Genomic DNA, 26,876 nt, shown 5'->3' with positions numbered 1-26,876 from the left:
GGTGGGGCTTGTCTCAGTCACTGGGCGGTGACGCAGGGACACGGCCTCAGCCCAGATAGCGGACCTGCCGGGCCTTGCCCTCCAGGACCTCGTCCCTGGCCGACGCGATCTCCTGCCGGTGCGACACCTCCGGCACGCCGACCTCCCACCACGCCCCGGCCTCCGTCCACGCCGACGGGTGCGTGCGGACCACGACCACGGCCGGGCGCCGCTCCGCCACCGCGGCCTCGCGGGCCTTGCGGTACGCGCCCTCCAGGTCGCCCAGCGAGTCGGCGGGGAAGACCGCGCAGCCCAGCGCCGCCGCGTGGGCCGCGAAGTCGGTGCGCGGGGGTTCGGCGTGGCTCGTCGCGCAGTCCGGGTAGAGGTTGTTGAAGCCCGCGCCGCCCTGGCCGGTCTGCAGGCGGTGGATCACGGCGTAGCCGTCGTTGTCGCAGACGACCGCGACGAAGCCGTGGCCCGCGAACGCGGCGGAGAAGAGCTCGGAGTTCAGCATCAGGTACGAGCCGTCGCCGAGCAGCGTCGTCACGACGCCCTCCCGGTGCGCGATGGCGGCGCCCCAGGCCCCGGCCAGCTCGTAGCCCATGCAGGAGAAGCCGTACTCGACGTCCATCGTGGACACGCCGGTGGCGCGCCAGCCGCCGATCAGCTCGCCGGGCAGGCCGCCGGACGCGGTCATGACGTAGTCGGCCGGACCGCTGACGTCGTTCACCACGCCCACGACCTGCGCGTACGTCGGGAGACCCGAGGAAGGCGCCCGCAACGACGTGATGTGCGCGTCCCACTTCGTGCGCTCGGTCTCGGCCCGTGCCGTCCACGAAGCCGGGGCCCGCCAGGCGCCCAGGACGTCGGTCAGCTCGCGCAGGCCCTCGTCGGCGTCGGCGACCAGGGCGGACGAGCCGTGCTTCACGGCGTCGAACCGGGCCGCGTTCAGCGACACCAGGCGCACGTCCGGGGAGAACACGGTCCAGGAGGCCGTGGTGAAGTCCTGCAGCCTCGTTCCCGCCGCGATCACCACGTCGGCCTCCGCCGCGAGGACGTTCGCCGAGGTGGAGCCGGTGATGCCCAGCGGGCCCGCGTGCAGCGGGTGCCCGTGCGGGACCAGCGTGCGGCCCGCGGTGGTCTCGACGACCGGGAGGCCGTGCTGCTCGGCGAAGCGCAGGGCCCGGCCGGCGGCACCGGAGTAGCGGACGCCGCCGCCCAGCACGAGCAGCGGGCGGGAGGCGGCGCGGATCGTCTCGGCGGCCTCGGCGAGCGCGCGCACGTCCGGGCGCGGGCGCAGCGGGCGGTGGACGACCTCGCGGAACAGCGACTCGGGGAAGTCGTACGACTCGGCCTGCACGTCCTGCGGCAGCGCCAGGGTGACGGGACCGCAGTCCGCCGGGTCGGTGAGCACCCGCGCGACCTGCGGGAGCGTCGAGAGCAGCTGCTCGGGGCGGGTCACGCGGTCGAAGTAGCGGCTGACCGCGCGGAACGCGTCGTTCACCGTCGCGGTCGGGTCGTGGAAGTGCTCGACCTGTTGCAGCACGGGGTCCGGCGCGCGGCCGGTGAACGTGTCGCCCGGCAGCAGGAGCAGCGGCAGGCGGTTCGCGTGGGCCACCCCGGCGGCGGTGACCATGTTCAGCGCGCCGGGGCCGATCGACGACGTGGCGACGCCGACCTGGCGGCGGTGCGTGGCCTTGCCGATGCCGACGGCGGCCAGCGCCATGCCCTGCTCGTTCTGGCCGCGCCACACCGGCAGGCGGTCGCGGACCTCCTCCAGGGCGTTGCCGAGACCGAGCACGTTGCCGTGCCCGAAGATCGCGAACACGCCGGGGAACAGCGGCGCGTGCGTGCCGTCGAAGAGCTCGGTGCGCTGGGCCAGGATCCAGCGGACCAGCGCCTGCGAGGTCGTGAGCTTCACTTGACCCGCCCCTCTGCCGTCGTGACGGGGCAGCGCGGGTCCAGCTCCTGCGCCGCCCAGCTGTCGCGGACCCAGGTGTGCGCCGGGTCGTCGCAGAACGCCATCGAACGCTCCGAGCCAGGACCGGCCAGAACGTTGAGGTAGTACATGGGATAGCCCGGCGCCGCGACGCACGGGCCGTGGTAGCCGCGGGGGATGAGGAACACGTCGCCGTCCCGCACGGTCACGTCCTCGTCGATCGTGCCGTCGTCGGTGTACGTGCGGTGGAACCCGAACCCGGTGCGCGACGGCGTCACCCCGTCGCGGCCGGCGATGCGGAAGTAGTAGATCTCCTCGTTCTCGACCTCGCACGGCTCGGACGCGTCGTGCTTGTGCGGCGGGTACGAGGACCAGTTGCCGTCCGGGGTGATCAGCTCGCACGCGTTGAGCTTGTCGGCGTGGTCCCAGACGCCCGGCACGCCGAAGTTCGTGACCTGCCTGGTCGCGTTGCCGGAGCCGCGCACCTCGACGGGAACTCCGTCGGCCGGTCCGTACTTGGGCGCCAGGCGTTTCGTGCAGCGCGCCATCGGCAACGCGATCTCGCATCCGTCCACAGAGGACAGCGTGACCACCGCGTCCCGTGGCACGTACGCGAAGTCCGTGACGCGGGTGAACACCGACTCGCGGCCTTGCAGCTCGAACCGCTCACCGTCGACCTCGACCACCAGCGAACCGGCGAGCGGCAGCACGAACGCCTCGAACTGGCCCGTCTCGACCGTGCGCGTGCCACCGGCCTCGATCTTCAGCACGCGCAGGCCCGTGTAGGTCCAGCGCGCGTCGCGCGGTGTCAGGAACACGACGTCGGAAGCGGTCGAAAGCGTCCCGTGTGGACGGTGCAGGGTCATTCCCGGATCCCCTTCGCGGCACGGAGGACTTCGGCTGCGGCGGCCACGGCGGCGGCGACGTCGCCGTCCGGCGGGTAGAGCAGGGCACGGCCGACGACCAGGCCGCGCACGGTCGGGTGGCGCAGGGACCTGCCCCACGACTCCAGGTCGTCCTGCGGCCGTTCCGACGGGACGCCGCCGAGCACCAAGGCGGGCAGCGCGGTCGTGTCCAGCACGACCTCGGGTTCGTCGGGGGCGGGCAGCTTCAGCCAGGTGTAGGCCGACGTCGACCCCAGGCCCGCCGCGACGGCCGACGCCCGTGACAGCGCCGCGGAGTCCTTCTGCAACATCAGCTTGCCGTCGTCGTCGCGCTGGTAGGGCAGCGGTTCCACCATCGCCATCAGGCCGTGCTCGGCCAGCTCCGTGACGGCTCGGGCGCAGCCCTCCAGCGTCGGGATCGTGCCGGGGTCCGAGTCGTCCAGGCGCAGCAGCATCTTGCCACCGTCGAGCCCGAACGTCGCGATGGACGCGGCGTCGTAGGCGGTGAACCTGTCGTCGATCTCCCAGTCCGCACCGGCCAGGCCGCCGCGGTTCATCGACCCGATGACCACGCGTTCGTTCAGGCCGTCGAGCAGCAGCAGGTCCTCGATCACGTCCGGCGTGCCCAGCACTCCGTCGACGTCGGGGTTCGCCAGCGCCGTCAGCAACCGGGACAGCAGCTGCCGCCGGTCGGCCATCGCCAGCGAGTCGCCGCCGACGCCGAGCGCACCGCGCGCCGGGTGGTCCGCCGCCACCAGGAACAGCGTGGACTTGCCGTTGAGCAACGAGTGGCGGCGTTTGCGCGACTGGTAGGCCCGTCTGATCGAGCCGGGGTCCTCCGCGCGCCGCCACAGCAGTTCCCGCCACTGCCCGTCAGTGATCACAGCACGTCCTCGATCTCGCTCAGGCTCGGCATCGCGTCCGCGCAGGCGAGCCGGGACGCCACGATCGCGCCCGCCGCGTTCGCGTACCGGGCGATCTTCACCGGGTCCCAGCCGGCCAGCAGGCCGTGCGCCACCGCCCCGCCGAACGCGTCACCCGCGCCCAGGCCGCAGACGACCTCGACGGGGTTCGGCTCGACGGTCCAGCGGTCTTCCGGCGTGGCCACGAGCACGCCGTCCGCGCCCTTCTTGACCAGTGCCAGCGAGATCCCGCGCGCCAGCAGCCGGTCGGCGGCCTCGTCCGGGTCGGACGTGCCGACCGCGATCTCGCACTCCGTCCGGTTGCCCACGGCGACCGTGACGTAGTCGAGCATCCAGCTGATCTCGGCACGCGCGGTCTTGACGTCCGGCCAGAACATGGGCCGGTAGTCGAGGTCCAGCACGGTGTGCCCGTCGCGGGCGCGGCTTCCCAGCATCATCCGCTGGGTGCCCCGCGCGGGCTCGGCGGACACCCCGGTTCCCGTCACCCACAGCAGGGGGACGTCCCGCACGAGCGACCACGGCACGTCGTCCTCGCCGAGCGTGAGGTCCGGCGCGACCGGCAGCCGGTAGAACAGCAGCGGCGGGTCGGCGGGCGGGTTCAGCTCGCAGAACACCACCGGCGTCAGCAGGTCCGGCGACGTGCCGACGTGCTCCGCCGACACCCCGAAGCCCTCCAGCGCCTCGCGGACGTACGTGCCGAACCCGTCCGGCCCGACCTTGGTGAGCACGCCCGTGCGGCGGCCGAGCCGGGCGGCGGCGACCGCGACGTTGGTCGCGGTGCCGCCGAGCGACTTGGCGAACGTGCCGACCTGGGAGAGCGGCACCCCGGACTGCTCCGGGTAGAGGTCGACACCGACCCGCCCGACGGTCAGCACCTCCAGCGCTGTCACGCCTCGACACCCCGCAGCTCGTGCTCCAGGGCCTCCAGCTCGGCACCGCCCGCCATCTGCCGGGTCAGCTCGCCGATGTCGATCTCGTCCTTCTCGTAGCTGCCCAGCGCACGGCCGCGCTTGAGCAGCAGGAACCGGTTGCCGACCGGGTAGGCGTGGTGCGGGTTGTGGGTGATCAGCACGACGCCGAGGCCGCGATCACGCGCCTGGGCCACGTACTTCAGCACCACACCGGCCTGCTTCACGCCGAGCGCCGCCGTCGGTTCGTCGAGGATCAGCACCTTGGCACCGAAGTGGACGGCGCGGGCGATGGCGACGCACTGCCGTTCGCCGCCGGACAGCGTGCCGACCGGCTGTTCCACGTCCCGCAGGTCGATGCCCATGTCGGACAACGCCTTCCGAGTGATCTCGCGGCCCTTCTTCCGATCCAGGAAGCCGAACCTTGTCGTCGGCTCGGAGCCGAGGAAGAAGTTGCGCCACACCGACATCAGCGGCACGACCGCGAGGTCCTGGTAGACCGTCGCGATGCCGCGGTCCAGGGCGTCGCGCGGAGAGGAGAACGTGACCTCCTCGCCGTCGACCCGGAACGTGCCCCTGTCGTGCTGGTGCACGCCCGCGAGGATCTTGATCAGCGTCGACTTGCCCGCGCCGTTGTCGCCGAGCACGCAGGTGACCTCACCCGCGTTGACCACGGTGGACACGTCGCTCAGCGCGATGACGCTGCCGTAGGTCTTGCCGATGTCCTCGACCTCGATGAGCGGGGTCATCGCTTCACCCTTTCCGCCCGGCGCCGCAGCATGTTGTTCACCAGCACGGCGGCCAGCAGCATCACGCCGAGGAACAGCTGGAACCAGTCGCTGTTCCAGCCCGCGTAGACGATGCCCTGCCGGGCCATGCCGAAGATGAGCGCGCCGATCGCCGCGCCGACTGCGGAGCCGAACCCGCCGGTGAGCAGGCAGCCGCCGATCACCGCCGCGATGATGTACTGGAACTCCAGGCCGATGCCCTGGTTCGCCTGCACGCTCGCGTACCGCAGGATGTTGATCGACCCGACCAGCCACGCGGCGAACGCGGTCGTCATGAACAGCAGGATCTTCGACCGCACGACCGGCACGCCGACCGCGCGCGAGCTCTGCGCCGCACCGCCGATCGCGAAGATCCAGTTGCCGAAGCGGGTGCGCAGCAGCACCGTCGAGGCCACCACGGTGAACAGCAGCCACCAGATGATCGACACGTAGAAGCTCGTGCCGCCGATCTGGAACGTCGAGGCGAACAGGAACCCGGCCGACTCGTACCCGTCGGCCGAGCGCATGCCCGACACCTGCACGCTGCCGGTGACCAGGCGCGTCACGCCGAGGTTGAGGCCCTGCAACGCGAGGAAGGTGCCGAGCGTGACGATGAAGCTCGGCAGGCCCGTGCGCATCACGAGCCAGCCGTTCCACGCCCCCACCGCCAGCGCGAAGACCAGCGACACCAGCAGCGCGAGCCAGACGTTGAGGCCCAGCCGCGTCGCGAGGAGGGCCGTGACGAGCGCGGTGGACGCCGTCATGACACCGGCGGACAGGTCGAACTCGCCGCCGATCATGAGCATCGCCACCGCGACCGCCATGATGCCGAGCATCGAGGCGTCGTCCAGCCACGTCGCCGCTCCGCCCGTGCTCAGGAACTGCTCGGTGGTCACCGAGAAGAACAGGAACACGAGCAGCGCGCCGAGCATGGCGCCGATCTCCGGCCGCTTGACCAGCTGGTCCATCGGCTTCGGCCTGCCCAGCCGTTCGTCGGCAGCCGGTGGAGCTGTGGCTGTCACGATCATCTCCCCGCTTTCCCCTACCTCTTGCCGTTCTTGGCGTACTCCGCGACCTTGTCCACGTTGGACTTGTCGACGAAGCCGGGACCGGTGAGGACGGGCTTGCCGCCACCGAGCGTGTTGGCGTTGTCGGTGAACAGCTTCAGCATCACGACCGGCAGGTAGCCCTGCTGGTACTGCTGCTGGTCGACGGCGAAGAGCACCTCGCCGGACTTGATCGCGTCGACCACGTCCGCGTTCAGGTCGAACGTCGCGACCTGCGCCTTGGAGCCCGCGCCCTTGACGGCGGCGGCCGCGTTGACGGCGACCTGCGGGTTCAGCGCCAGCACGCCGTCGACGGCGGTGTCGGACTGCAGCTTGGCCTTGATGCGGGCCTCGATGTCGGTCGGGTTCGAGATGTCGACCTGGAGGTTCTCGACGGCGGAGCCGAAGCCGGTGCGGGCACCGTCGCAGCGCTCGTTGAGACCGGAGTTGCCCGCCTCGTGGATCACGCAGAGCAGCTTGGTCTTGCCGGCGGCCTTGAGCTTCTTGCCGGCCTCCTCACCCGCGATCGACTCCTCCTGGCCGACGTGCGCCATCGCGCCGAACTCCGCGCTCTTCGCGCCGCCGGAGTTGATGCTGATGACCGGGATGCCCGCCTTCACGGCGTTCTCGACCGAGGTCTTGAGCGCCTCGGGGTTCGCCATCGACACCACGATGCCGCCGACCTTCTGCGACACGGCGTTGTCGATCAGCTTGGCCTGGGCGCCGGGGTCGCCGTCGGAGTTGTACGTGACGCCGACGCCGAGCTGCTTGCCCGCGTCCTCCGCGCCGACCTTCACCACGCTCCAGAACGCGTCGCCCGCCGTGCCGTGCGTGATCACGGCGACCTTCAGGTCTCCGCTCGCCGGTGCGCTGTCGGCGTTCGTGTTCTCCGAGCTCGTTCCCGTGGGACCGCTGCAGGCGGCGAGTAGAGCTGCACCCGCGAGCAGGGCGCCCGCACGGATGACCAAGCGAGACTTCATCGTCTCCAGTCCCTTCAGAGGATCTTTCCGAGGTGCGCGAGGCTGCGCGAGGTGTCCTTCAGTGGCTTGTCCACAGAACCCCCGTCCTTGAGCTGTGTGTCCTGCTCCAGGACGAACCATCCGGTGTAACCCGCATCCTGCACGAGCCGCACCAGTGCTTCCACGTCCACGTCGCCGTCCCCCAGCGGCACGTAGATGCCCTGCCCCACCGCGTCGGTGTACGAGAGCTCGCCGCCGCGCACCTTCGCCGCGATCTCGGCGCGCACGTCCTTGAGGTGCACGTGGCCGATGCGGTCCGGGTGGCGGCGCGCCAGCTCGACCGGGTCCGTGCCACCGATGAGCAGGTGACCGGTGTCCAGGCAGAGCTGGAGGTCGGAGTCCACGAGGAACCGTTCGACCTCGGCCTCCCGTTCGACGTGGGTGCCCACGTGCGGGTGCAGCACGGTCCGCAGTCCGTGCCTCGCGGCGATCTCGCGGATCTTCGCGCAGGTGGTGACGAGCGTGGTCCACTCGTCGTCCGTCAGCTGTGGCCTGTCGTCGTAGCCGTCGAGCCCGGTGGCGGCGGCGAGCACGAGCACCTCGGCGCCACCGGCCTTCAGGATCCCGGCCACGCGGTCGGCCTCGTCCAAGGTGGACTGGACGTCCGTGTGCAAGGTCACCGCGAGGAAGCCACCGACCAGCGTGAGGTCGTGGCCGCTCAGCAACGCCTTCAACGCACCGGGGTCGGCGGGCAGGTAGTCGGGCGGACCCAGTTCGGTGGCGGCCAGGCCGAGCTCGCGCATCTCGCTCAGCACCGTCTCCGGCGGCAGGACGTCACCCCAGCCGGGGACCTCGCACACACCCCACGAGATCGGAGCTCCCGCGATCTTCGCCATGCCTAGTTCCCCTCGATGTTCACCGGCTTGCCGCTGCGCCGCGACCTCTCGCACGCGACGGCCAGCCGGAGGCTGATCAAACTCTCTCGCGCCGGCGAGGGATTCGCGACCTCTCCCCTGATGACCTGCGTGAACAGGTTCATCTCGTTCACGTACGCGCGGTGGAAGCGCTCCGGGAAACCGGGGTAGGCGTCCTCGCCTGCCACGTGCCCGCCGGGTTCGAGCGAGGTGAGCGGCGTGCGCGGGTCGACACCGGCGGCCAGCGAGTCCTTGCTGCCCAGCACCTCGATGCGGTGGTCGTAGCCGACCGGGTCGTGCCGCCCGCCGGCCAGCGTGGCGTGCGCGCCGCCCGCGAACTTCAGCACCACCACGGCGTTGTCCACGTCGTCGGCGTCCGCGAACGCCTGGTGCACCAGCACGGACCCGCTCGCGTAGACCTCCACGACCGGTTCGCCGACGAGCCACGGCACGCAGTCGAGGTCGTGGATCAGCAGGTCGCGGAAGATGCCGCCGGAGCCGGGCAGGTAGGAGAAGTCCGGCGGGTTCGCGTCGTTGCCGATGGCCCTGACCAGGTAGATGTCGCCGACCTCGCCCGCGCGGATGCGGCGGTTCAGCTCGTGGATCGCCGGGTCGAACCGGCGCTGGAAGCCCACCAGCACCTCGACGCCGGACTTCTCGACGTCCGCGACCAGCGCCGCCATCTCGTCGACGTCGCTCGCGATCGGCTTCTCGCACAGCGTCGGCACACCCCGCCCGATCGCGGCGCGCAGCATCTGCGGGTGCGTATCCGTCGGGGTGGCGAGCAGCACGCCGTCGACGCTGCCCAGCAGCACGTCCAGGTCGTCCACCGCCTTGGTCCCGGGAAGCCCGGCCGACGCCTGCGCGGCACGACCGGGCACCGGGTCGAAGAGGAGGACCTCGTCGACGCGGTCGAGCCCGGCGAGGTTGGTCGCATGCATGGTGCCGATCCGGCCGACACCCGCTACTCCGATCCGCATCGCAGGTTTCCCCTGTTCGTGGCTGTGATGTGTTAGAGCGCTCTATTGGTTGGAGCGCTCTAACCCTGTAACTTGCGCCACACAGGTGTCAAGAGGGCAGGTGGGTTCGGAGATGGTCAGGCCGACGATGGAGGACGTCGCGCTGCGCGCGGGCGTGTCCCGCGCCCTCGTCTCACTGGTGATGCGCGGGTCACCCAAGGTGAGCGAGCAGCGACGCAGCGCCGTCCTGAAGGCCGCGGAGGAACTGGGCTACTCGCCGCACGCGATGGCGCGCTCCCTGGCCTCGCGCACGTCCACCGTGCTCGGCGTGATGGTGTCCGACCTGCACAACTCGTTCTTCGCGGAGGTCGTCGACGGCATCGACGAGGTCGCGCACCAGCAGGGGTTCGAGCTGATCATCAACACCGGTGGCCGCTCACCCGCACGCGAACGCCGTGCGCTGGAGTCCCTGCTGTCCTTCCGTCCCGCCGGGCTGATCCTGCTGTCGCCCGTCGTGCCCGCGACATCCATCGGCAAGGCCGCCGACCAGCTTCCCGTGGTCCTCGTGGCCCGATCGTCTCGTATATCCACTGTGGACACCGTGAACGACGACGGCGAGGTGGGCGCACGACTGGCCGTCGAGCACTTGGTCTCGTTGGGACACAGTCGAATCGCGCACCTCGACGGCGGCGAGGGCTCACAGGCCGGGCCACGCCGTCGCGGCTACGTCGCCGCCATGGAGTCGCACGGGCTGGCCCCGCAGGTCGTGACATCCGAGTACACCGACGTGGCCGGGGCGCGGGCGATCCGCCGGTTGCTCGCCGAGGACGATTTGCCCACAGCCATCTTCTCCTGCAACGACTTCAACGCCGTCGGCGCGATCTCGGCGTTGGAGGACGCCGGACTTCGTGTCCCCGAGGACATCTCCGTCGTCGGCTACGACAACACGTCGCTGGCCGCGCTGCGGCACGTCTCGCTGACCACCGTCGACCAGCCGCGCGCCGAGTTCGGACGACTGGCCGCTTCCGCTCTGCTGCACCGGGTTCGCGACGACCGCGCCGAGCCCGTCCGCCACCTGCTGACCCCGTCGCTCGTCGTCAGGACCACGACAGCACCACCTGGAGGCTTGCGTTGAGCACCATCCCGCACTGGATCGACGGCGCCCGGACCACCGGGGTGTCGTCCCGCACCGCCGACGTCTTCAACCCGGCCACCGGCACCGTCGCCGCACAGGTCGTGCTGGCCGAACAGGCCGACGTCGACCTGGCCGTCTCGTCGTCGCTGAAGGCGGCGCAGTCGTGGTCGGAGTCGTCGCTGGCCACGAGGTCGCGCATCCTGTTCGCCTACCGCCACCTGCTGCACGAGGCGCGCGACGAACTGGCCGCGATCATCACGTCCGAGCACGGCAAGGTGCTCTCCGACGCGGCCGGCGAAGTGCAACGCGGCCTGGAAGTGGTCGAGTTCGCCTGCGGCATCCCGCAACTGCTGAAGGGCGAGCACTCCGAACAGGTCTCGCGCGGCGTGGACGCGTACTCGGTGCGCCAGCCGCTGGGCGTGGTCGCGGGCATCACGCCGTTCAACTTCCCCGTGATGGTGCCGATGTGGATGTTCCCCATCGCCATCGCGTGCGGCAACACGTTCGTCCTGAAGCCCTCCGAACGCGACCCGTCGGCGTCCGTCCGGCTGGCCGAGCTGTTCCAGGAGGCCGGCCTGCCCGACGGCGTGCTGAACGTCCTGCAAGGCGACGCCTTCGCCGTGAACGCCCTGCTCGACCACCCGGACGTCGCCGCCGCGTCGTTCGTCGGCTCGACCCCGATCGCCAAGCACGTCTACTCACGCGGCACGGCGGCGGGCAAACGCGTGCAGGCCCTCGGCGGCGCCAAGAACCACATGGTCGTCCTCCCGGACGCCGACCTCGACGTGGCCGCCGACGCAGCTGTTTCGGCTGGTTACGGCTCCGCGGGCGAGCGCTGCATGGCGATCTCCGTCGTCGTGTCGGTGGGCGCGACCGGCGACGAGCTGGTCTCGAAGATCGCGTCCCGCACCCGCGACCTGCACTCCGCGGTGCTGCCGGGCACCGACCCGTCCGCACAGATGGGGCCGCTGGTGACCGGCGCGCACCGGGACCGGGTTTTGTCCTATGTGGACGCCGGTGAATCGGCGGGGGCGTCGTTGGTCGTCGACGGTCGTGGGTATGCGCCTGTCGGTGCGGAGGGCGGGTTCTGGCTCGCGCCCACGTTGTTCGACCACGTCACGCCCGACATGACGATCTACACCGACGAGATCTTCGGCCCGGTGCTGTGCGTCGTGCGCGCCGAGACGTTCGAGGAGGCCCTGGCACTGGTCAACGCCAACCCGTACGGCAACGGCACGGCGATCTACACCGGGGACGGGCTGGCGGCGCGCGAGTACCAGCGGCGGGTGCACGTCGGGATGGTCGGCATCAACGTGCCGATCCCCGTGCCGATGGCCTACTACTCGTTCGGCGGGTGGAAGGACTCGCTGTTCGGGGACACGCACGTGCACGGGGCCGAGGGGGTGCGGTTCTACACGCGGGCCAAGGCGATCACGGCCCGGTGGCCGCAGCAGCACGGCGTGAACCTCGGGTTCCCGACGCACGGCTGACAGTCCGTGGCGTCAGTCCCAAGAGCCCGACCGGCCGCGCTTGGTCTCCGCGCGGCGCTTCTTGCCCGCGATCCGGCGTTCCTTCGAGCCCCTGGTGGGCTTGGTCGGCTTGCGCATCGGAGGTGGCGGGGCGGCCGCCGCCCGCAGGACCGCGGCGAGGCGTTCCCGTGCGGCGGCGCGGTTCTGCAGCTGGGCGCGGTGCTCGGAGGCGGCGATCGTGAGGACGCCGTCGACGAGGCGGTTGCCCAGGCGGTCGAGCATCCTGGCCTTCAGGTGCTCGGGGATCGACGGCGAGGCGGCCACGTCGAACGAGAGCTCGACGCGGCTGTCCGCCGTGTTCACGCCCTGCCCTCCTGGGCCGCCTGACCTGGAGAAACGTTCGCGCAGCTCGGACGCCGGCAGCACCAGCGTCCTCGTCACGGTCACGTCGTCCATGCTGTCCAGGTTAGAAGGTGAGCCCGGAAGTGTCGCGATCTTTATCAGGGCGTCGACGAACTCCGCGAACTCGCGGTCCCGGTCCAACTGCCCCCCCTCGGTCGCCGCTGAGTACGCGGCGACCGGGCCGGGAGGCTGCCTCAGAAGCGCGGGTGGTCGCCGAGGAGGGCGGCGCCGCCCTCCTCGGACCTGGTGATCTCGCCCAGCACCCACGCGGGGACGTGGCGGGCGGTGAGGACGGCCAGCGCGCGGTCGACGTCCTCGGGTGCGACGACGGCGACCATGCCGACGCCCATGTTGAACGCCTTCTCCATCTCCTCGCGCTCCACGCGCCCGCGCTGGGCGATGAGCTGGAAGACCGGCGCGGGCGTCCACGTGCCGCGGTCGAGCTGGGCGTGCAGGCCGTCGGGGAGCACGCGGGCCAGGTTCGCGGCCAGGCCGCCACCGGTGACGTGCGAGAACCCGCGGACCTCCGTCTCGGCGATCAGCGCGAGGCAGTCCTTGGCGTAGATCTTGGTGGGCTCCAGCAGCTCCTCGCCGAGGGTGCGGCCGAACTCCTCGACGTGGCCCTCCAGCGGCATCCGCGCGATCTCCAGCAGCACGTGCCTGGCGAGCGAGTAGCCGTTGGAGTGCAGGCCGGACGAGCCCATCGCGATCACGACGTCGCCGTCGCGGACGCGGTCGGGGCCGAGCAGCTTCGACTGCTCGACCACGCCGACGCCGGTGCCGGAGATGTCGTAGTCGTCCTCGCCCATCAGGCCGGGGTGCTCGGCCGTCTCGCCGCCGAGCAGCGCGCAGCCCGCCTGGACGCAGCCCTCGGCGATGCCCTTGACCAGCGCCGCGATCTTGTCGGGGACGACCTTGCCGACGGCGATGTAGTCCTGCACGAACAACGGCTCCGCGCCGCAGACGACCAGGTCGTCCACGATCATGGCGACCAGGTCGACGCCGATGGTGTCGTGCTTGTCGAGCGCCTGGGCGATCGCGATCTTCGTGCCGACGCCGTCGGTCGAGGACGCGAGGACCGGCTCCTTCCAGCGGTCGAGCTTGAGCTGGAAGAGACCCGCGAAGCCGCCGATGCCGCCGAGCACCTCGGGGCGGTGCGCCTTCGCCGCCCACGGCTTCAGCTTCTCCACCGCCTCGTCACCTGCGGCGATACTGACTCCGGCGGAGGCGTAGGTGGCCTTGGCGCTGTCGGTCACGTCAACTTCTTCCACTTGGATCTGGGGGTGCTCAGGGACGTACCCGGGACTAGGGACGACGCAGGGCGTCCTCGGCACCATATCCGTTCGGCAGAACGGGAGCGGCCGAGCCCGAGACGCCCTTCAGGCCCTCCAGCAGGTGCTTGCCGATGAGCGCGTCCTGCGGCAGCTCGATGGGGTACTCGCCGTCGAAGCAGGCCGAGCACAGCCGCGTCTTGGGCTGCTCGGTCGCCGCGATGAGCTGCTCCAGCGACACGTAGCCCAGCGAGTCGGCGCCGACCGACCGGCGGATGCCGTCGTCGTCCAGGCCGTTGGCGATGAGCTCCGCCCGCGAGGCGAAGTCGATGCCGTAGAAGCACGGCCACTTCACGGGCGGCGACGCGATCCGCACGTGCACCTCGAGCGCACCGGCCTCGCGCAGCATGCGCACGAGTGCGCGCTGGGTGTTGCCGCGCACGATCGAGTCGTCCACGACGACCAGGCGCTTGCCGCGGATGACGTCGCGCAACGGGTTGAGCTTCAACCGGATGCCGAGCTGGCGGATGGTCTGCGACGGCTGGATGAACGTCCGGCCGACGTAGGCGTTCTTGACCAGGCCCGACCCGTACGGGATGCCGCTGGCCTGCGCGTAGCCGATGGCGGCGGGCGTGCCGGACTCCGGCACCGGGATCACCAGGTCGGCCTCGACCGGGTGCTCCTTGGCGAGCCGGCGGCCGATCTCGACGCGGGTGGCGTGCACGCCGCGGCCGGAGATCGTCGTGTCCGGACGGGCCAGGTAGACGTACTCGAAGACGCAGCCCTTGGGCTCGGGCGTCGCGAACCGGCTGGACCGCAGGCCGTCCTCGTCGATGGCGATCAGCTCGCCGGGCTCGACCTCGCGGACGAAGCTCGCGCCGACGATGTCGAGCGCGGCGGTCTCGCTGGCCACGACCCAGCCCCGTTCGAGCCGGCCGAGCACCAGCGGGCGCACGCCGTGCGGATCGCGGGCGGCGTAGAGGGTGCTCTCGTCGGAGAACGTGAGGCAGTAGGCGCCGCGGACGAGCGGGAGCAGCTCCAGCGCGGCCTGCTCGATGCCCTTGTCGGCCGCGGAGTGCGCGAGCAGGCCGCAGAGGATGTCCGAGTCCGTGGTGGCGCCGTTGCGCTCGACGATGCCGAGCTCCTTGGCCTTCTCCAGCAGCTCGGCGGTGTTCACCAGGTTGCCGTTGTGGCCGAGGCTCAGGCCGGAGCCCGCGGCGGTGGTGCGGAACGTGGGCTGCGCGTTCTCCCAGGTCGTGGACCCGGTCGTCGAGTAGCGGCAGTGCCCGACGGCCACGTGGCCCTTGAGCGACTGCAGGACCTGTTCGTCGAAGACCTGGCTGACGAGGCCGAGGTCCTTGAACACGACGACCTGCGAGCCGTCGCCGACGGAGATGCCCGCCGCCTCCTGACCGCGGTGCTGCAGTGCGTAGAGGCCGTAGTAGGTGAGCTTCGAGACGTCTTCACCGGGAGCCCAGACGCCGAAGACGCCGCACTCCTCACGGGGTTCCTGTTCGGGCTGGGAATGGTCGGCGACCACCGAGTTGGCTCCCTCACGAGTGGGGTTGCTGCACCCCGAGTGTAAGTGGAGCCCCCCGTGGTAGACCCCCATCGAACCCCTGGCAGGGTGACCAAACTCATGCCTTCGGCCGCAGGACGAAGGCATGAGGGCCACCAGGCCCGTCAGGCCCTGCGGCACCCGCTCAGCTCGGTCTTGATCTCGTTGGTCTGCACCGCGCCCGACGAGTGCTGCTTCGCGGTGCACGTGACGGTGTCGCCGGCCGCCACGTCACCGCCGCCGATGTCGGACAGCGCGACGGCCTGCGAGGCCAGCGAGTCCTTCGACAGCACGCCGCTCGGAGCGTCGCCGGAGAGCTTCAGCCTGACCCGCTTCTCCGGTTCGGAGCTGGGGGCCATCTTGTAGTCGTAGACCTCGACGACCTCGTAGGTGACCTGCTCCTGCCAGTCGGAGGCGCAGCCCGCCACCGCGAGGCAGGCCAGCAGGACGGCGGCGACCTTGCGCATCAGTGCCCCCGCCCGACCTGGAGGATGTCCAGCACCCGCTGGTCGCCGGACATCTCCTTGAGGTTCATCCGGTTCCACAGCCAGAAGTAGACGAGTTCGGCCTCCCCGGTGACCTGCGCGTCGCCCTCCTCGCCGGGGGCGGCGGCGCGGATCTCGGGGGCCTCGTCCGGCCGCAGCGAGATCAGCCACGACTCCGGCAGGTCGGTCGTGCGCACCACGGCGGTGCCGGGCGCGATGGTCGGGACGTCGCCTTCGAGCTTCGCGGCGACGATCGTGGTCAGCACCTCGTCGATGCCGTCGACGCAGAGGTCCGGGTCGGTGGCGGCGACCTGCCGGACGACGGTCTGCGCGTCGAACCGGCGCAGCACCGTCTCGTGGGCGATGCGGCGGTGCCAGACCCACGCGAGGTCGGGGGCGGCGGCGGAGAACGTCCAGGCCGGGCGGTTGCCGGGGACCGCGGTGAGGATCTCGGCGGCGGCGGTCAGCTGCAGGTCCAGGTACTCGAGCGGCGCCAGCCCCGCGGGCGGGGACGGCGGCTGGAGCTGGGTGCGGCTGCCGGTGCGCAGGTAGACGGTGGAGGTCTCCAGGAAGCGGGCGACGTGCACGACCAGGTCCTGCACGGTCCAGCCCGGCCTCGTGGGCACCTCGGCGGCCGGGTCGGCCTCCGCCACTGCCTTGCGGAACATCTCTGCCTGTTCGATGAACACAGCGGTCCACCGCTGAGCCGTCCACCCTGTCTGCACCATGCGCGTCATCGTGCCCCAAACGCGACCCGGCCGAGTGGGGAACCGGCCATGATGCTTCTGCGTCGCATGGATCAAAGACCAACCTTGGGGGTGGCGATGGCGATGTTCGGCGTTGAGCCCGAACAGCTGCGCAGCGCGTCGAAGGAGTTCGTCAACGGCTCCGACGCGGTGCGCGAGGCGGCGGAGATGATCTCGATGCTCAGGCTCGACGCCTCGGCGCTGGGCCAGGTCGACGCCGCGGCCGAGTTCGCGAACGCGCTCGCGAAGTTCGTCGGCACCCACTCCCAGGACCTCCAGCGCGGTTCCGCGTGGATCTCCGACGCCGCCGACGGGCTGGTGTCGAACGCCGAGACCTACCAGCGCACCGACGAGGAGCACGAGTCCGCGATGGTGAAGCTCATGCAGGGACTGGGGGACGGCAAGTGAGCTACACGGACCCGGAGAGCCTCTACCGCCCCCTCGCCTCGGGCGACCCCGGCCGGATCGCCGCCGCCGCGGACCCGATCACCGGTGCCATCAGCGCCGTGGGCCGTGCGGGCCAGTCGGTCATGAAGGGCGGCAGCACGGCGGTCGCGAACTGGACCGGCGACTCCGCGACGAAGTTCTCGGCGCGCGCCGAGCTGTCCGTCTCCGCCGCGAGGGCCGCCGGTGACCGCCTCGGTGCGGGCGTCGACATCGTGCAGGCCGCCTCGCGCGCGTACGGGCAGATGCGCGGCGCGGCCGACCAGGCGATCAGCGTGTGGCGCAGCCGCCCGCCGGGCCTGGACGAGGCGCAGACGCGCACGCTCGCCAACCAGGTCAACGACGCGCTGACCAGGGTCAAGTCCGGGTACGAGAACGTGCTGCGCACCTACGCGGGCGCGCTCGCCAAGATCCCGCCCGGCTTCGAGGAGTCCGCGCGGTCGGACGGCGGCTGGACCCGCGCGGTCCAGCGGGGCGCGACGGCGCTGCCCGCCGTGCCGCCGCCCGGCACCGACCCCAAGGCCGTCGCCGAGTGGTGGAACAAGCTCAGCCAGGCCGAGAAGGACGCTCTGCTCAAGACCAAGTTCCAGGAGCTGGGCCAGCTGCGCGGCCTGCCCGCGCCGGTGCTGGACCAGGCCAACCGCGAGCGGATCAAGCAGGACGCCGAACGCTTCACCCAGCAGAAGAACGAGCTGCAGCAACGGCTCGCCGACCGCGCGGCCGAACTGGGCGTGGACCCCGACTCGGCGGAAGGCCAGCGGGCGCTGCGCAACGACCCGCAGGGCGCCCGGCTGCTGGAGCAGTACGACGAGGCGTCCCGCCGCGCGAAGAACTCCACGGACGCGGCCGCCGCGCTCGTCGAGGCGGACGACAAGGCGCGCGAGATCGGCAAGCCCGCGTACGTGCTCGCCTGGAGCCCCGACGGCGCCGGTGCCAAGGAGGGCGCGATCGCCGTCGCGTTCGGCAACCCGGACACGGCCGACAACGTCGCGGTCTGCGTGCCGGGCACCACGTCCAAGCTCAGCAGCTTCGGCTTGGACCAGGCCGCGAACCTCAGCGCCGAGATGGGCGCGAACGGCGCGGCGATCCAGTGGCTCGGCTACGACGCGCCCGAGTTCCTGCCGGGGCAGGTGAACGACCCCGCGCAGGCCCGCGAGGGCGCCGCGATCCTCGCCCAGGACGTCGAGGGCTACCGGGTCGCGAACCCCAACGCGCACGTCACGGTCATCGGGCACAGCTACGGCAGCACGGTCGTCGGCTACTCGGCGATGGACAACGGCCTCAAGGCGGACGACATCGTGTTCGTCGGCTCGCCGGGCGTCGGGGCGTCGAACGTGGACCAGCTGTCCGCGGGTGCCGGGCACGTCTACGTCGGCGGCACCGAGCACGACCCGGTCATCCAGGCCACCAGTGGCGACTGGTTCACCAAGGACGGCTCGTCCACCGGCCCCTACGACTCCTCGTTCGGCGCCAAGACGTTCGGCACGTCCGGCGAGTCGTGGATCGGGCACGCGCACTCGTCGTACTACGACAAGGAGTCGGAGTCGCTCAGCAACCTCGCGAAGATCGCCAACGGCAACGGCGGCGACGTCACCGAGCAGCGCTGGCAGGACGCGCCCACGCCGCGTGAGGTGCCGGGGTCGAACCTGCCGGGCATCGGGCCCGTCATCGACTGGGGCGTCAACACCGGCAAGGAGGTCGTCGACATCGGCGAGGACCTCTGGCGCGGCGGCGGCCAGGTCGTGGAGGACGTGTCGCGGGGCAACTGGGGTGACGCGGCCGGGCACGCCTGGAACACGACGAAGGAGGTCGCGGGCGACGTCGGTGACGTCGTCGTCGACACCGTGGGCAACGTGGTCGAGCTCGGCCGGGACGTCGTCGAGGGCGTCGGCGGCGCGATCAAGAAGGTCGGCTCGTGGTTCTAGGAACGCGCTGAAAGCGCACGATGCCCCAGGCATGCTGACGACCCAGGCATGCTTCAGAAGCACTGTCCGTAACGCCCCCGCTCCGCCCGCAACTCTCTTCCGTGTTTCCTCTGCCGCACGCGGGGCCCCCGCGTTCGCGTGGTCAGTACGCGGGGCCCCCGCGTACTAAAGCCACGTCACGCTGGGGAGGCGGGAGCGCTGGACGGGTGACACGCGGGTGGGTGTGTGGCGGGGGGAGAGACAGAGCTCCTGGCGCAGCGCCTAGAAGCGCACGACCGGTAGCAGCGGTGAGAGGTCGGCCCTGGTCCCGGACGCGGTCACCCGCGCACCGGCCAGGGCGTCCTCCCAGCCCAGGTCGCCGGTCGCCAGCTCCAGCCACGTGCGGGCGTCGGTCTCCACCACGTTCGGCGGCGTGCCGCGGGTGTGGCGGGGGCCTTCGACGCACTGCACGGCGGCGAACGGCGGCACGCGCACCTCGACGCTGCGGCCGGGCGCGATCTGCTCCAGGGTGCGCAGGCTCAGCCGGACCGCGGCGGCCAGCACGGGACGTTCCGGCTGGTCCGCCTCACCGCGCAGCCACGGGAGAACGGCTTCGACGGCGGCGCGCATCTCGGCGGGGTCGACGGCTTTCGCTGGCACGCCGCCCACATTAGCCAAGGGGCAGCGGCCGTCCCCGCGCTGTTGGTATATCTGAGCTGTGATCAGGAACTTCGCCGTCGTCGGTCCCGGGCAGGCGACCAGGGAGCGGCTGACGGCGGCTTTGCAGGCAGCGCCGGACATGGCCGTCTACCGGATCGGCCGCGGCGCCGACCCGTTGCCCGTCTCCGCCACGTTCGACCCCGCCGACCAGTCGGGGTGCCGGACCCTGCTCGACTGGTTCGAGCGCGGTGCCCGCACCGGTGCGGTGCTGCTGGTCGACGACTGGTCGTTGTGCGCCCAGCAGGACCCGGGACTCGGCCGCACCGTCGAGTGGATCGCCGCGTTCGGACCGGCGCGAGGCGTGCAAACCGTTGTCACGGCGCGGAAGTGGACTGATCTCCCACCCCGGCTGCGCAAGCACCTGCACGGCGAACCGACGGACTTCCTCGCGCTGCACGGGATCGACGCCGACCTCGGCGACATGTGGCTGCGCGACGACCTGACGGCGACGATCGGCGTGGACGACCGCGGCTGGCCCGTCGACTTCAACCTGGGCATCGGCGGCGCCGTGCACCGGGGCACCCCCGAGCAGCTGCGGTGCGCGTTGCTGGGGTTCATGGCGACCCACTCGGCGGACCGCCTGCAGTACCTGCTGGTGGACGGCACCGGCAGCGGTGTCTTCGAGCCGTTGTCGTTCGCGTCGCAGGTCGCGCACATGATCACCCCGGCGGACCACACCTCGCTGCCGCGCCTGGCGGACGCGCTGGCCGGTGAGCTCGGCAGGCGCCAGGAGGCGCGGAAGACCGGCGAACCGGCCCCGGACCTGCTCGTCTGCGTCGACGGGCCCGAGGCGGTGTTCCACCGCGAGCCGGTGTTGCGCGAGGTGCTGCTCTCGGTCATGCGCGCCGGACGGACGCTGGGCCTGCACGTCCTGTACTCCGGTGGCGACCCGCGGACCCCGTACGAGCTGCCGGAGTGGCCGCTCGCCGTGCCGACGTTCGACCTGGACGAGATGCTCGACCTCCTGCCGCACGCGCCCGGTGCCGGGACGGCGCGCGAGATCCTGCTCCCGCCGCTCGGCCACGACGGCGAGCCGTTACCGCTCGACGTGCTCCCGCCCGGCGCGATCGGGGTGCTCGACAAGCCGTACGAGCACCGCCGGGACGTGCTGGTGCCGGAGTTCACCGCCGAGCTGCGGCACGGCGCGATCGTCGGCGCACCCGGCACCGGCAAGTCGACGGCGCTGCGGACGCTCGCGGCGGTGCTCGGCGACCTCGGCTCCTTCCAGCTGCTCGACGGTCCCGGCGAACCTCTCGACCCGCAACGGCACGTCGTCGTCACCGCACGCACGTGGGAGCAGGTGCCGCCGTTCATCAGGGACAGCCTGGCGCTGGGCGTCGAGCTGCGCCTGGACGACCCGGCGACCTCGCTGGTCAACCCGCGCAGCGCGGCGGCCGTGCCGCACCTGCCGGGCATCGGGCTTTCCGTGCGTGACAAGACCGCCGTCCAGATCGCCCTGCCGTGAGGACGTACCACCTGGGCCGCGACTCACCGCCCAGCCGCGTCTTCCTGCCGTGGTTCGAACGCGAGGCCGAACCCGGCGCGACGCTGCTGGTCGACTGGAAGCACTGCGCCGCAACCGATCCCGGTCTCGCCGAGGCGCTCAGGTGGATCCTCGCGACACGGCACGACGTCCGGGTGGTCATCACCGCCGGCACCCCGGACGAGGTGCCGGAACACCTGCGGCCGTGGGTGCGGACGAGCTTCCTCGCACTGCACGGCCTGAGCGGCTTCACCAAGGCCGAGGCGTGGCGGGGCGACTGGTCGAGCGTCCCGGTCGGGTACGACGGCGACCGGGTGGTGGTGGACCTCGTCCGCTTCGACGGGCAGTACCCGATCGGCGCGCACCTGCACACGACGAGCCGGGACACCCTGCGCAGCCTGGTGCTGGGCCTGATGACCACCCACTCGCCGAAGCTGTTCCAGGTGATGTTCGTCGACGCGCACGACACCGACGCGTTCGACGGACTGGAGCGGGCACCGCACGCCCACAGCCACTTCCTCGACGTGGCAACGGATCCCGCGCAGGTGACCGAGGCGTTGCTGGCGGAGTCGGAACGCCGCCTGGAGGTCGTCGGCAACACCTGGACGGTCTTCGCCCACCGCGGCCTCGACCAGGTGCTGCCGCAGCTGCTGGTGTGCGTCAGCGGTCTGCGGGACATCCTCGCGGCGCACCCGGACTTCGGCGCCACCCTCGAAGCCGTCGCGCGGGACACCGGCAAGTCCGGCGTGCAGCTGCTGCTCGACGGCCCGCACGAGTCGGCGCCGCACGAGGTGCCGGCCTGCATCGTGCCGGACGACCTCGACGAGCTGGCGAAGTCGTTGCCGCGCTTGATGCACGAGCCGGAACCGGTGCCCGGCTTCTTCGCGCTGCACGGCGTCCCCGGCGGCTTCGACCGGCAGCGGACGTGGCGCAAACGGCCGGTCCGCGAGCAGTTCCGGGCGGTCGTCGGCGTGGACGAGCACAGCCGGCCGGTCGAGCTGGACCTCAAGTCCGCCAGCCTGCAGGACGGGATGGGGCCGCACGGCGAGATCACCGGACCCACCGGCGCCCGTGCCGAGATGCTGCGCGCGGTGCTGCTCGGTCAGCTGCTGCGGCACTCCCCGGACGACCTCCAGGTCGTCCTGCTCGACTTCCACGGCTCGGGCGTGTTCGCCGGGCTCGACCGGGCGCCGCACGTGCACGGGCACTACCGCGGCATCCCTCCCGTGATCGCGGACCGGCTCGTCGAGGCGCTGAAGGGCGAGCACCAGCGGCGCACCGGCGTCCTCGCGGCGTCCGGGTACCGGACGACCTGGGACTACCGCTTCGCCCGCGACAACGGCGCCCCGCTCGACCCGCTGCCGGAGCTGCTCGTCTGCGTCGACAGCCCGCGGGACCTGCTGCGGGCCCACCCCGATCTGCTCGGCGTGCTGACGACGTTCGGGGAGCTGGGGCGCACGTGCGGCGAGCACCTCCTGCTGTCCGGCCCGGAACCGGCCGACGCGCTCGGCGGCTTCCTGCGCTTCCGCTTCGAGCACACCGGTTCGGGCTGGACCCGGCGGATCAGCAGGTCCGTCGAGAACGTCGCACTGCCACCGGACCTCGGCGAACGGACGAGGTCGCTCCCGCACGCCATGCAGAAGGTCGAGCCGCTGCACGACCCGCTCCTGCCGCCGCCGCTGCACGAGTGGTCCCGGCTCACGCTCGACGAGCTGGGCTCCACCTCGGCCGAGCACGGCTCCGTCCCGCTCGGCCTGCTCGACAACCCGTTCGAGCACACCGTCGAGGTGTTCCACGCGGGCTTCGGGCGGGGCGGGCACGGCGCGATCGTCGGCAAACCGGGGTCCGGCCGCACGACCGCGCTGCGGACGCTGACCGAGTCGATCACCAGGACGTTCGGCTCCACCGCCGGTTTCCACCTGGCCGACGGCCCGCTCCACGGCCGTCCCGACGCGCGGCACGTGGTCGTGACCGCCTCGACGTGGGCGGAGGTGCCGGGGTTCATCACCGACGACCTCGCGTGGGGCGTCGAGCTGAAGCTCGCGGACCCGGCCTGGTCGATCGTGGACGAACGCCGGCAGGCGAACCTCCCCGACCGGCCGGGCACGGGCCTGTGCGCGCGGGTGGGACGGCAGGTGCGGATCGCGACCTCCTGAGGTGGTCGCCGTGCCGTCACCCGGCGACGCCGGCCACCGGTTCCCTGCGCGGCCGGGTGCCCCAGCGCATCACGGGCTCCTCGACGAACCGCCAGCTCAGCCACGCCGCCGCGACGGTGAGCACGGCCCCGACCGGACCGGCGGCCCAGCCCAGCTCCGGCCGCAGCCACAGCGTGAGCGGGTAGTTCCACAGGTAGGCGCCGTAGGACAGGGTGCCCAGCACGACCAGCGGCTTGACCGGCGTCGCCACCTGCTCCCACCGCGACCAGACCAGCAGCAGCACGGCCGTGCAGCACGCGATCGCGGGACCCGCGACGAGGTACGTGAGCGGGTGGCCGCGCAGCGGGATGACCGACAGCGCGGTGAGCACGACCAGCGCGACGGGCACCGCCCAGCGCGGGGCGGAGGTCAGCTTGAGCCTGGTCGCGGCACCGATCACGAAGCACACGAACCACGACGTGGGCAGCGCGTAGGCGTTGTCGGCGTGCGGCCACAGCCAGATGAGCGTCGCCGTGCAGGCGCCCAGCGCGGCGAGCGCCGTGAGCACCAGGACGGCGCCGGTGCGGCCCCGCACCCACGCGAACGCGAGCAAAGCGGGCCACAGCAGGTAGAACTGCTCCTCGGTGGCGAGCGTCCAGCCGTGGAACGCCGCCGGGCTGACGCCGCCGATCGGCAGGTTGCCGGTGAATGTGAGCAGCACGACCACCGTCCTGAGCAGCTTGTCGCGCTCTCCCAACGGGTCGAACACCAGCGTGACGACCGCGAACACCGCCACGAGCGCGACCAGCGCCGGCAGCAGCCTGCGCGCCCGGCGCGTGTAGAACCGCTTGAAGTCGACGCGCCCCTTGGTCTGCAACTCCCGTTGCAGGACACCGGTGATGAGGTAGCCGCTCAGGGTGAAGAACACGACAACGCCGACGACACCCGCTCCGGGGAACACGTCGGGGAAGGCGTGGCGCAGCATCACGAGCAGGATCGCGATGCCGCGCAGGACGTCCAGTCCGGCGATCCGCTTCACCGCGTCGCTCCCCGCACGAGCTTGTCCAGCAGGTCCGCGTACGACAGCCCGGTGGCCGCGAACATCTTGGGCACCTGCGACTGCGCCGTCATCCCCGGCATGGTGTTGACCTCGTTGAGCACGAACCCGTCCTCGGTGAGGAAGAAGTCGACGCGCGCGAGACCGCGGCAGCCGAGCGCCTCGTAGACCTCGAGCGCCGCGTGTTCGAGCGCCTTGACCTCGGTGTCCGCGAGCGGTGCCGGGATCACGAACTCGGCGCTGCCGTCGTACTTGACCTCGGTGTCGAAGAGCCCGGCGACCCGGATCTCCAGCGGTGGCCCCGTCCTGCGGCCCTCGTCGGGGTCGTCGAGCACGGCGATGTCGATCTCCCTGCCCCGCAGGACCTCCTCGACCAGCACGCGGTCGTCGAGCTCCAGCGCCCTGCGCACGGCGGGTTCGAGGTCCTCCTCGCGTTCCACGAGCGCCACGCCGAAGCTGGACCCCGCCGCCACCGGCTTCACCACGACGGGACCGGTGTAGTCCACAGTGGACTTCGCGGTGACCAGCGCGGCCTTCGCGGTGGGAACCCCGACCGCCTCGGCGACGAGCTTGGTCGCCCACTTGTCCATCGCGAGCGCTCCCGCCCGCGGCGGGGAGCCGACGTACGCCACCCCGGCCAGCTCGCACAGCGCCGCCAGCGCGCCGTCCTCGCCCAGCGGCCCGTGCACCAGCGGCAACGCGACGTCGCAGGTCGCGAGCACGCCGAGCGCACCGGCGAGACTGCTCGACGCGGACGTGCCGAACGCCTGCCCGTCCGGACCTGACCACCGGCCGTCACGGCCGATGGTGAGCTTCACGGCCTCGTACCTCGCCGGGTCGAGCGCCTGCCGCACCGACGCGGCCGACGCCACCGAGACGTCGTGCTCGCAGTTCTGCCCGCCGCCGATCACGGCGACGCGGATGCTGCTCATCGAACGTTCCTCCGCACCCTCGGGCCGATGCCCGTCACGATCTCGTGCGGGATCGTCCCCGCCCATTCCGCCCAGTCCCGCACGGTCGGCTCGCCCTCGTCGCCGGGCCCGAACACGACCGCCTCGTCCCCCTGCGCCACCGCGTCGTCCCCGACGTCGACCACCACCTGGTCCATCGAGACCAGACCGGCGACCTTCCTGCGGCGACCGGCGAGCCACACCTCCGCCCGCCCCGACGCGGCGCGCGGCAGACCGTCCGCGTAGCCGACCGGCAGCAGCGCGAGCGTCGTCGCGCGGTCCGCCACGTACGTGTGGCCGTACCCGACCCCGGTCCCGGCGGCGACCCGCCGCACCTGCACCACCGGCGCCGTGTACCGCAGCGCGGAGTGCAGCCGGGTGGTGCCGGACGGGTCGATGCCGACCAGTCCCGCGCCGATCCGGACGACGTCCAGGTGGGCGCTCGGGTCGGTCAGCGCGGCGCTCGTGGCCGCGAGGTGCCGCACCGACGGCCGCAGCCCGGCCTGGCGCGCCATCTCGGCGCCGCGCAGCAGGGCCCGCCTGCCGGGTGCGTTCGCCCCCGGTGTGTCGGCGCACGGGAGATGTCCCATCACGCCGACGACCGAGACCTTCCCGGCGATCTCCGCCTTGCGGGCGGCCGACATCAGCGCCAGCCAGGTCTCCGGCGCGGCGCCGTCACGCGCGAGCCCGGTGTCGAGCTGCAGGTGCACCCGCACCGGGCCGTGCTCGACGGCCGCGAGGTGTTCGAGGCTCGGCACGCTCAGGTCGATGCCGTACCGGACGGCGGTGTGCACGTCCACGTCCACGGGGTTGAGCCAGCTGAGCACCGGAACGTCCACACCGGACTCGCGCACCAGCACGCCCTCGGCGAGCGAGGTGACGCCGATCCAGGTGGCGCCGTTCGCGACGGCCGTGCGGGCGACGTCGCCGAGACCGTGCCCGAAGCCGTCTGCCTTCACCACGGCCATCACCTCACCGCGGGCCAGCGACACGAACTTCCGCGTGTTGGCGCCCACCGCCGCCAGGTCGATCGAAAGCTCGGGTGCCGCCGAGGCGTGGCGCAGGCTCCTCACGGGCGTGCCCACGCAGGCACCTCCACTGGTCCGTAGACGGCGTGGTCCGCGCCGGTCAGCAGCGCCCAGTAGCGGTCGCCCCAGGACCAGTGCCACCACTCCGTGGGGTAGTTCACCAGCCCGGCGGACCCCAGCGCGGCGGCCAGCACCTCGCGGTTGCGCCTGGCCTCCTCGTCGACCTCGGCGGCGAAGAAGCACCTGCCACCGCTGTCCTCGGGGGTGTCGTCGATCTCGGTGCCCATCCACAGGTCCTCGCCGGACGGGCCCACCAGGGTCAGGTCGACGGCGGCGCCCGCGACGTGCGGCGCGACGGCCAGCGGGGCCACGAACCGGCTGGACAGCCGGCCGAGCTCGGCGGCGTCGGCGGCGGGGTGGAGCTCGCGCAGCTCGGCGGTGTACCGCTCGATGATCGCGTTCTGGTCGGCGATGCTGCGGTGTCCTTCCGCCACCCGGAGGTCCACACCGGACGGCAGCAGCGCGCGGGCGACGTCGAGGCGTCGCGAAAGCCCCTCCCTGACCAGCACGCCCGGCGCGAAGTCCAGTGGCACCAGGGGTTCTCCGTTGTCCAGCACCGGTACGGCGTGGACGACGGGATCGGCCAGCAGGATAGTCATGCGGCCAACCTAGGGAAATGTGTCCACGACGGACTCGTCCTCGAGGCCATGCGGGCGAGCCTAATGGCCGATTCCCGGTGGAGGTCATCATCCCATGGGCTTAGTCCACTCGGCGGTAGACCATCACCGCGTCCCGATCAGCAGCCGCCTGA

The 26,876-nt window shown here is 71.7% G+C and carries 25 protein-coding genes; 6 read left to right on the top strand and 19 right to left on the bottom strand.

Annotated features, from left to right (window positions below; translation table 11 throughout):
• Positions 1-46: 46 nt before the first annotated feature.
• The 9 genes from iolD to BLT23_RS05100 all read right to left on the bottom strand — a co-directional run bounded on the left by iolD (position 47) and on the right by BLT23_RS05100 (position 9,299).
• Positions 47-1,900 carry a 3D-(3,5/4)-trihydroxycyclohexane-1,2-dione acylhydrolase (decyclizing) gene (gene iolD / locus BLT23_RS05140; RefSeq protein ID WP_090046150.1) on the bottom strand — a complete coding sequence of 618 codons (1,854 nt, stop codon included), beginning with the start codon at positions 1,898-1,900 and terminating at the stop codon, positions 47-49.
• Positions 1,897-2,784 carry a 5-deoxy-glucuronate isomerase gene (iolB, locus tag BLT23_RS05135; protein ID WP_090046148.1) on the bottom strand — a complete coding sequence of 296 codons (888 nt, stop codon included), beginning with the start codon at positions 2,782-2,784 and terminating at the stop codon, positions 1,897-1,899. The genes iolD and iolB overlap by 4 nt, the downstream gene beginning before the upstream one ends.
• On the bottom strand, positions 2,781-3,686 hold the full coding sequence (locus BLT23_RS05130; RefSeq protein ID WP_090046146.1) for a Cgl0159 family (beta/alpha)8-fold protein: 906 nt from the start codon (positions 3,684-3,686) through the stop codon (positions 2,781-2,783). Before BLT23_RS05130 ends, iolB begins: the two co-directional genes overlap by 4 nt.
• On the bottom strand, positions 3,683-4,615 hold the full coding sequence (gene iolC, locus BLT23_RS05125) for a 5-dehydro-2-deoxygluconokinase (protein WP_090046144.1): 933 nt from the start codon (positions 4,613-4,615) through the stop codon (positions 3,683-3,685). Before iolC ends, BLT23_RS05130 begins: the two co-directional genes overlap by 4 nt.
• On the bottom strand, positions 4,612-5,382 hold the full coding sequence (locus BLT23_RS05120; protein ID WP_090046142.1) for an ATP-binding cassette domain-containing protein: 771 nt from the start codon (positions 5,380-5,382) through the stop codon (positions 4,612-4,614). The genes iolC and BLT23_RS05120 overlap by 4 nt, the downstream gene beginning before the upstream one ends.
• Positions 5,379-6,368, bottom strand: coding sequence for an ABC transporter permease (locus BLT23_RS05115; protein WP_425434355.1), 990 nt, complete (start codon positions 6,366-6,368; stop codon positions 5,379-5,381). The genes BLT23_RS05120 and BLT23_RS05115 overlap by 4 nt, the downstream gene beginning before the upstream one ends.
• 74 nt (positions 6,369-6,442) lie before the next feature.
• Positions 6,443-7,426: a sugar ABC transporter substrate-binding protein gene (locus tag BLT23_RS05110; RefSeq protein ID WP_090046139.1), complete on the bottom strand. Its 984-nt coding sequence runs from the start codon at positions 7,424-7,426 to the stop codon at positions 6,443-6,445.
• A 14-nt stretch (positions 7,427-7,440) separates the two neighbouring features.
• Complete coding sequence (locus BLT23_RS05105) at positions 7,441-8,301, bottom strand: TIM barrel protein (protein WP_090046137.1); 861 nt, start codon at positions 8,299-8,301, stop codon at positions 7,441-7,443.
• A 2-nt stretch (positions 8,302-8,303) separates the two neighbouring features.
• Positions 8,304-9,299 carry a Gfo/Idh/MocA family protein gene (locus BLT23_RS05100; protein WP_090046135.1) on the bottom strand — a complete coding sequence of 332 codons (996 nt, stop codon included), beginning with the start codon at positions 9,297-9,299 and terminating at the stop codon, positions 8,304-8,306.
• A gap of 112 nt (positions 9,300-9,411) precedes the next feature.
• Between BLT23_RS05100 and BLT23_RS05095 the strand changes: the two genes are divergently transcribed.
• A complete protein-coding gene (locus tag BLT23_RS05095) occupies positions 9,412-10,413 on the top strand; it encodes a LacI family DNA-binding transcriptional regulator (protein ID WP_090046863.1) in 1,002 nt (333 codons plus the stop codon).
• Complete coding sequence (locus BLT23_RS05090) at positions 10,410-11,903, top strand: CoA-acylating methylmalonate-semialdehyde dehydrogenase (protein ID WP_090046133.1); 1,494 nt, start codon at positions 10,410-10,412, stop codon at positions 11,901-11,903. The genes BLT23_RS05095 and BLT23_RS05090 overlap by 4 nt, the downstream gene beginning before the upstream one ends.
• A 12-nt stretch (positions 11,904-11,915) precedes the next feature.
• Here BLT23_RS05090 and arfB read toward each other — a convergent pair whose 3' ends face one another.
• The 5 genes from arfB to BLT23_RS05065 form a co-directional block, all read right to left on the bottom strand.
• On the bottom strand, positions 11,916-12,338 hold the full coding sequence (arfB, locus tag BLT23_RS05085) for an alternative ribosome rescue aminoacyl-tRNA hydrolase ArfB (RefSeq protein WP_090046861.1): 423 nt from the start codon (positions 12,336-12,338) through the stop codon (positions 11,916-11,918).
• 140 nt (positions 12,339-12,478) lie between these two features.
• The gene (gene purM / locus BLT23_RS05080; RefSeq protein ID WP_090046132.1) at positions 12,479-13,540 is read right to left on the bottom strand and encodes a phosphoribosylformylglycinamidine cyclo-ligase; all 1,062 of its coding nucleotides are present in this window, start codon (positions 13,538-13,540) and stop codon (positions 12,479-12,481) included.
• Between the two features lie 49 nt (positions 13,541-13,589).
• Positions 13,590-15,095, bottom strand: coding sequence for an amidophosphoribosyltransferase (gene purF, locus BLT23_RS05075; RefSeq protein WP_090046130.1), 1,506 nt, complete (start codon positions 15,093-15,095; stop codon positions 13,590-13,592).
• A gap of 143 nt (positions 15,096-15,238) precedes the next feature.
• Positions 15,239-15,580: a hypothetical protein gene (locus BLT23_RS05070; RefSeq protein WP_090046128.1), complete on the bottom strand. Its 342-nt coding sequence runs from the start codon at positions 15,578-15,580 to the stop codon at positions 15,239-15,241.
• Complete coding sequence (locus tag BLT23_RS05065) at positions 15,580-16,326, bottom strand: maleylpyruvate isomerase N-terminal domain-containing protein (RefSeq protein ID WP_245743639.1); 747 nt, start codon at positions 16,324-16,326, stop codon at positions 15,580-15,582. The genes BLT23_RS05070 and BLT23_RS05065 overlap by 1 nt, the downstream gene beginning before the upstream one ends.
• Before the next feature lie 66 nt (positions 16,327-16,392).
• Between BLT23_RS05065 and BLT23_RS05060 the strand changes: the two genes are divergently transcribed.
• Together BLT23_RS05060 and BLT23_RS05055 are read left to right on the top strand one after the other, a co-directional pair.
• Entirely contained in the window at positions 16,393-16,752 is a 360-nt protein-coding gene (locus tag BLT23_RS05060; RefSeq protein WP_245743635.1) for a type VII secretion target, read from the top strand.
• A complete protein-coding gene (locus tag BLT23_RS05055; protein WP_090046126.1) occupies positions 16,749-18,713 on the top strand; it encodes an alpha/beta hydrolase in 1,965 nt (654 codons plus the stop codon). Before BLT23_RS05060 ends, BLT23_RS05055 begins: the two co-directional genes overlap by 4 nt.
• A 261-nt stretch (positions 18,714-18,974) precedes the next feature.
• On the opposite strand, the gene BLT23_RS05050 is transcribed toward BLT23_RS05055, so the two are convergent.
• On the bottom strand, positions 18,975-19,322 hold the full coding sequence (locus BLT23_RS05050) for a sterol carrier family protein (RefSeq protein WP_425434354.1): 348 nt from the start codon (positions 19,320-19,322) through the stop codon (positions 18,975-18,977).
• 88 nt (positions 19,323-19,410) lie between these two features.
• Here BLT23_RS05050 and BLT23_RS05045 point away from each other — a divergent pair, with 88 nt between their 5' ends.
• Positions 19,411-20,877 carry a type VII secretion protein EccC gene (locus tag BLT23_RS05045; RefSeq protein ID WP_090046123.1) on the top strand — a complete coding sequence of 489 codons (1,467 nt, stop codon included), beginning with the start codon at positions 19,411-19,413 and terminating at the stop codon, positions 20,875-20,877.
• Positions 20,874-23,051: an FtsK/SpoIIIE domain-containing protein gene (locus BLT23_RS05040; protein ID WP_090046121.1), complete on the top strand. Its 2,178-nt coding sequence runs from the start codon at positions 20,874-20,876 to the stop codon at positions 23,049-23,051. The genes BLT23_RS05045 and BLT23_RS05040 overlap by 4 nt, the downstream gene beginning before the upstream one ends.
• Positions 23,052-23,067: 16 nt before the next feature.
• Here the strand turns inward: BLT23_RS05040 and BLT23_RS05035 are convergent, their stop codons facing one another.
• From BLT23_RS05035 to BLT23_RS05020, 4 genes are read right to left on the bottom strand one after another with little or no spacing between them, the layout of a single operon-like run.
• Positions 23,068-24,069: an acyltransferase family protein gene (locus BLT23_RS05035; protein ID WP_143035824.1), complete on the bottom strand. Its 1,002-nt coding sequence runs from the start codon at positions 24,067-24,069 to the stop codon at positions 23,068-23,070.
• Positions 24,066-25,019: a D-alanine--D-alanine ligase family protein gene (locus BLT23_RS05030; protein ID WP_090046119.1), complete on the bottom strand. Its 954-nt coding sequence runs from the start codon at positions 25,017-25,019 to the stop codon at positions 24,066-24,068. Before BLT23_RS05030 ends, BLT23_RS05035 begins: the two co-directional genes overlap by 4 nt.
• Entirely contained in the window at positions 25,016-26,122 is a 1,107-nt protein-coding gene (gene alr / locus BLT23_RS05025; RefSeq protein WP_245743632.1) for an alanine racemase, read from the bottom strand. Before alr ends, BLT23_RS05030 begins: the two co-directional genes overlap by 4 nt.
• Complete coding sequence (locus BLT23_RS05020; RefSeq protein WP_090046118.1) at positions 26,107-26,724, bottom strand: M15 family metallopeptidase; 618 nt, start codon at positions 26,722-26,724, stop codon at positions 26,107-26,109. Before BLT23_RS05020 ends, alr begins: the two co-directional genes overlap by 16 nt.
• Positions 26,725-26,876 lie beyond the last annotated feature (152 nt).

This window comes from Lentzea fradiae, from assembly GCF_900100955.1.
Classification (GTDB): Bacteria; Actinomycetota; Actinomycetes; order Mycobacteriales; family Pseudonocardiaceae; genus Lentzea; species Lentzea fradiae.
This window is presented reverse-complemented; position numbering and strand designations above follow the sequence as displayed.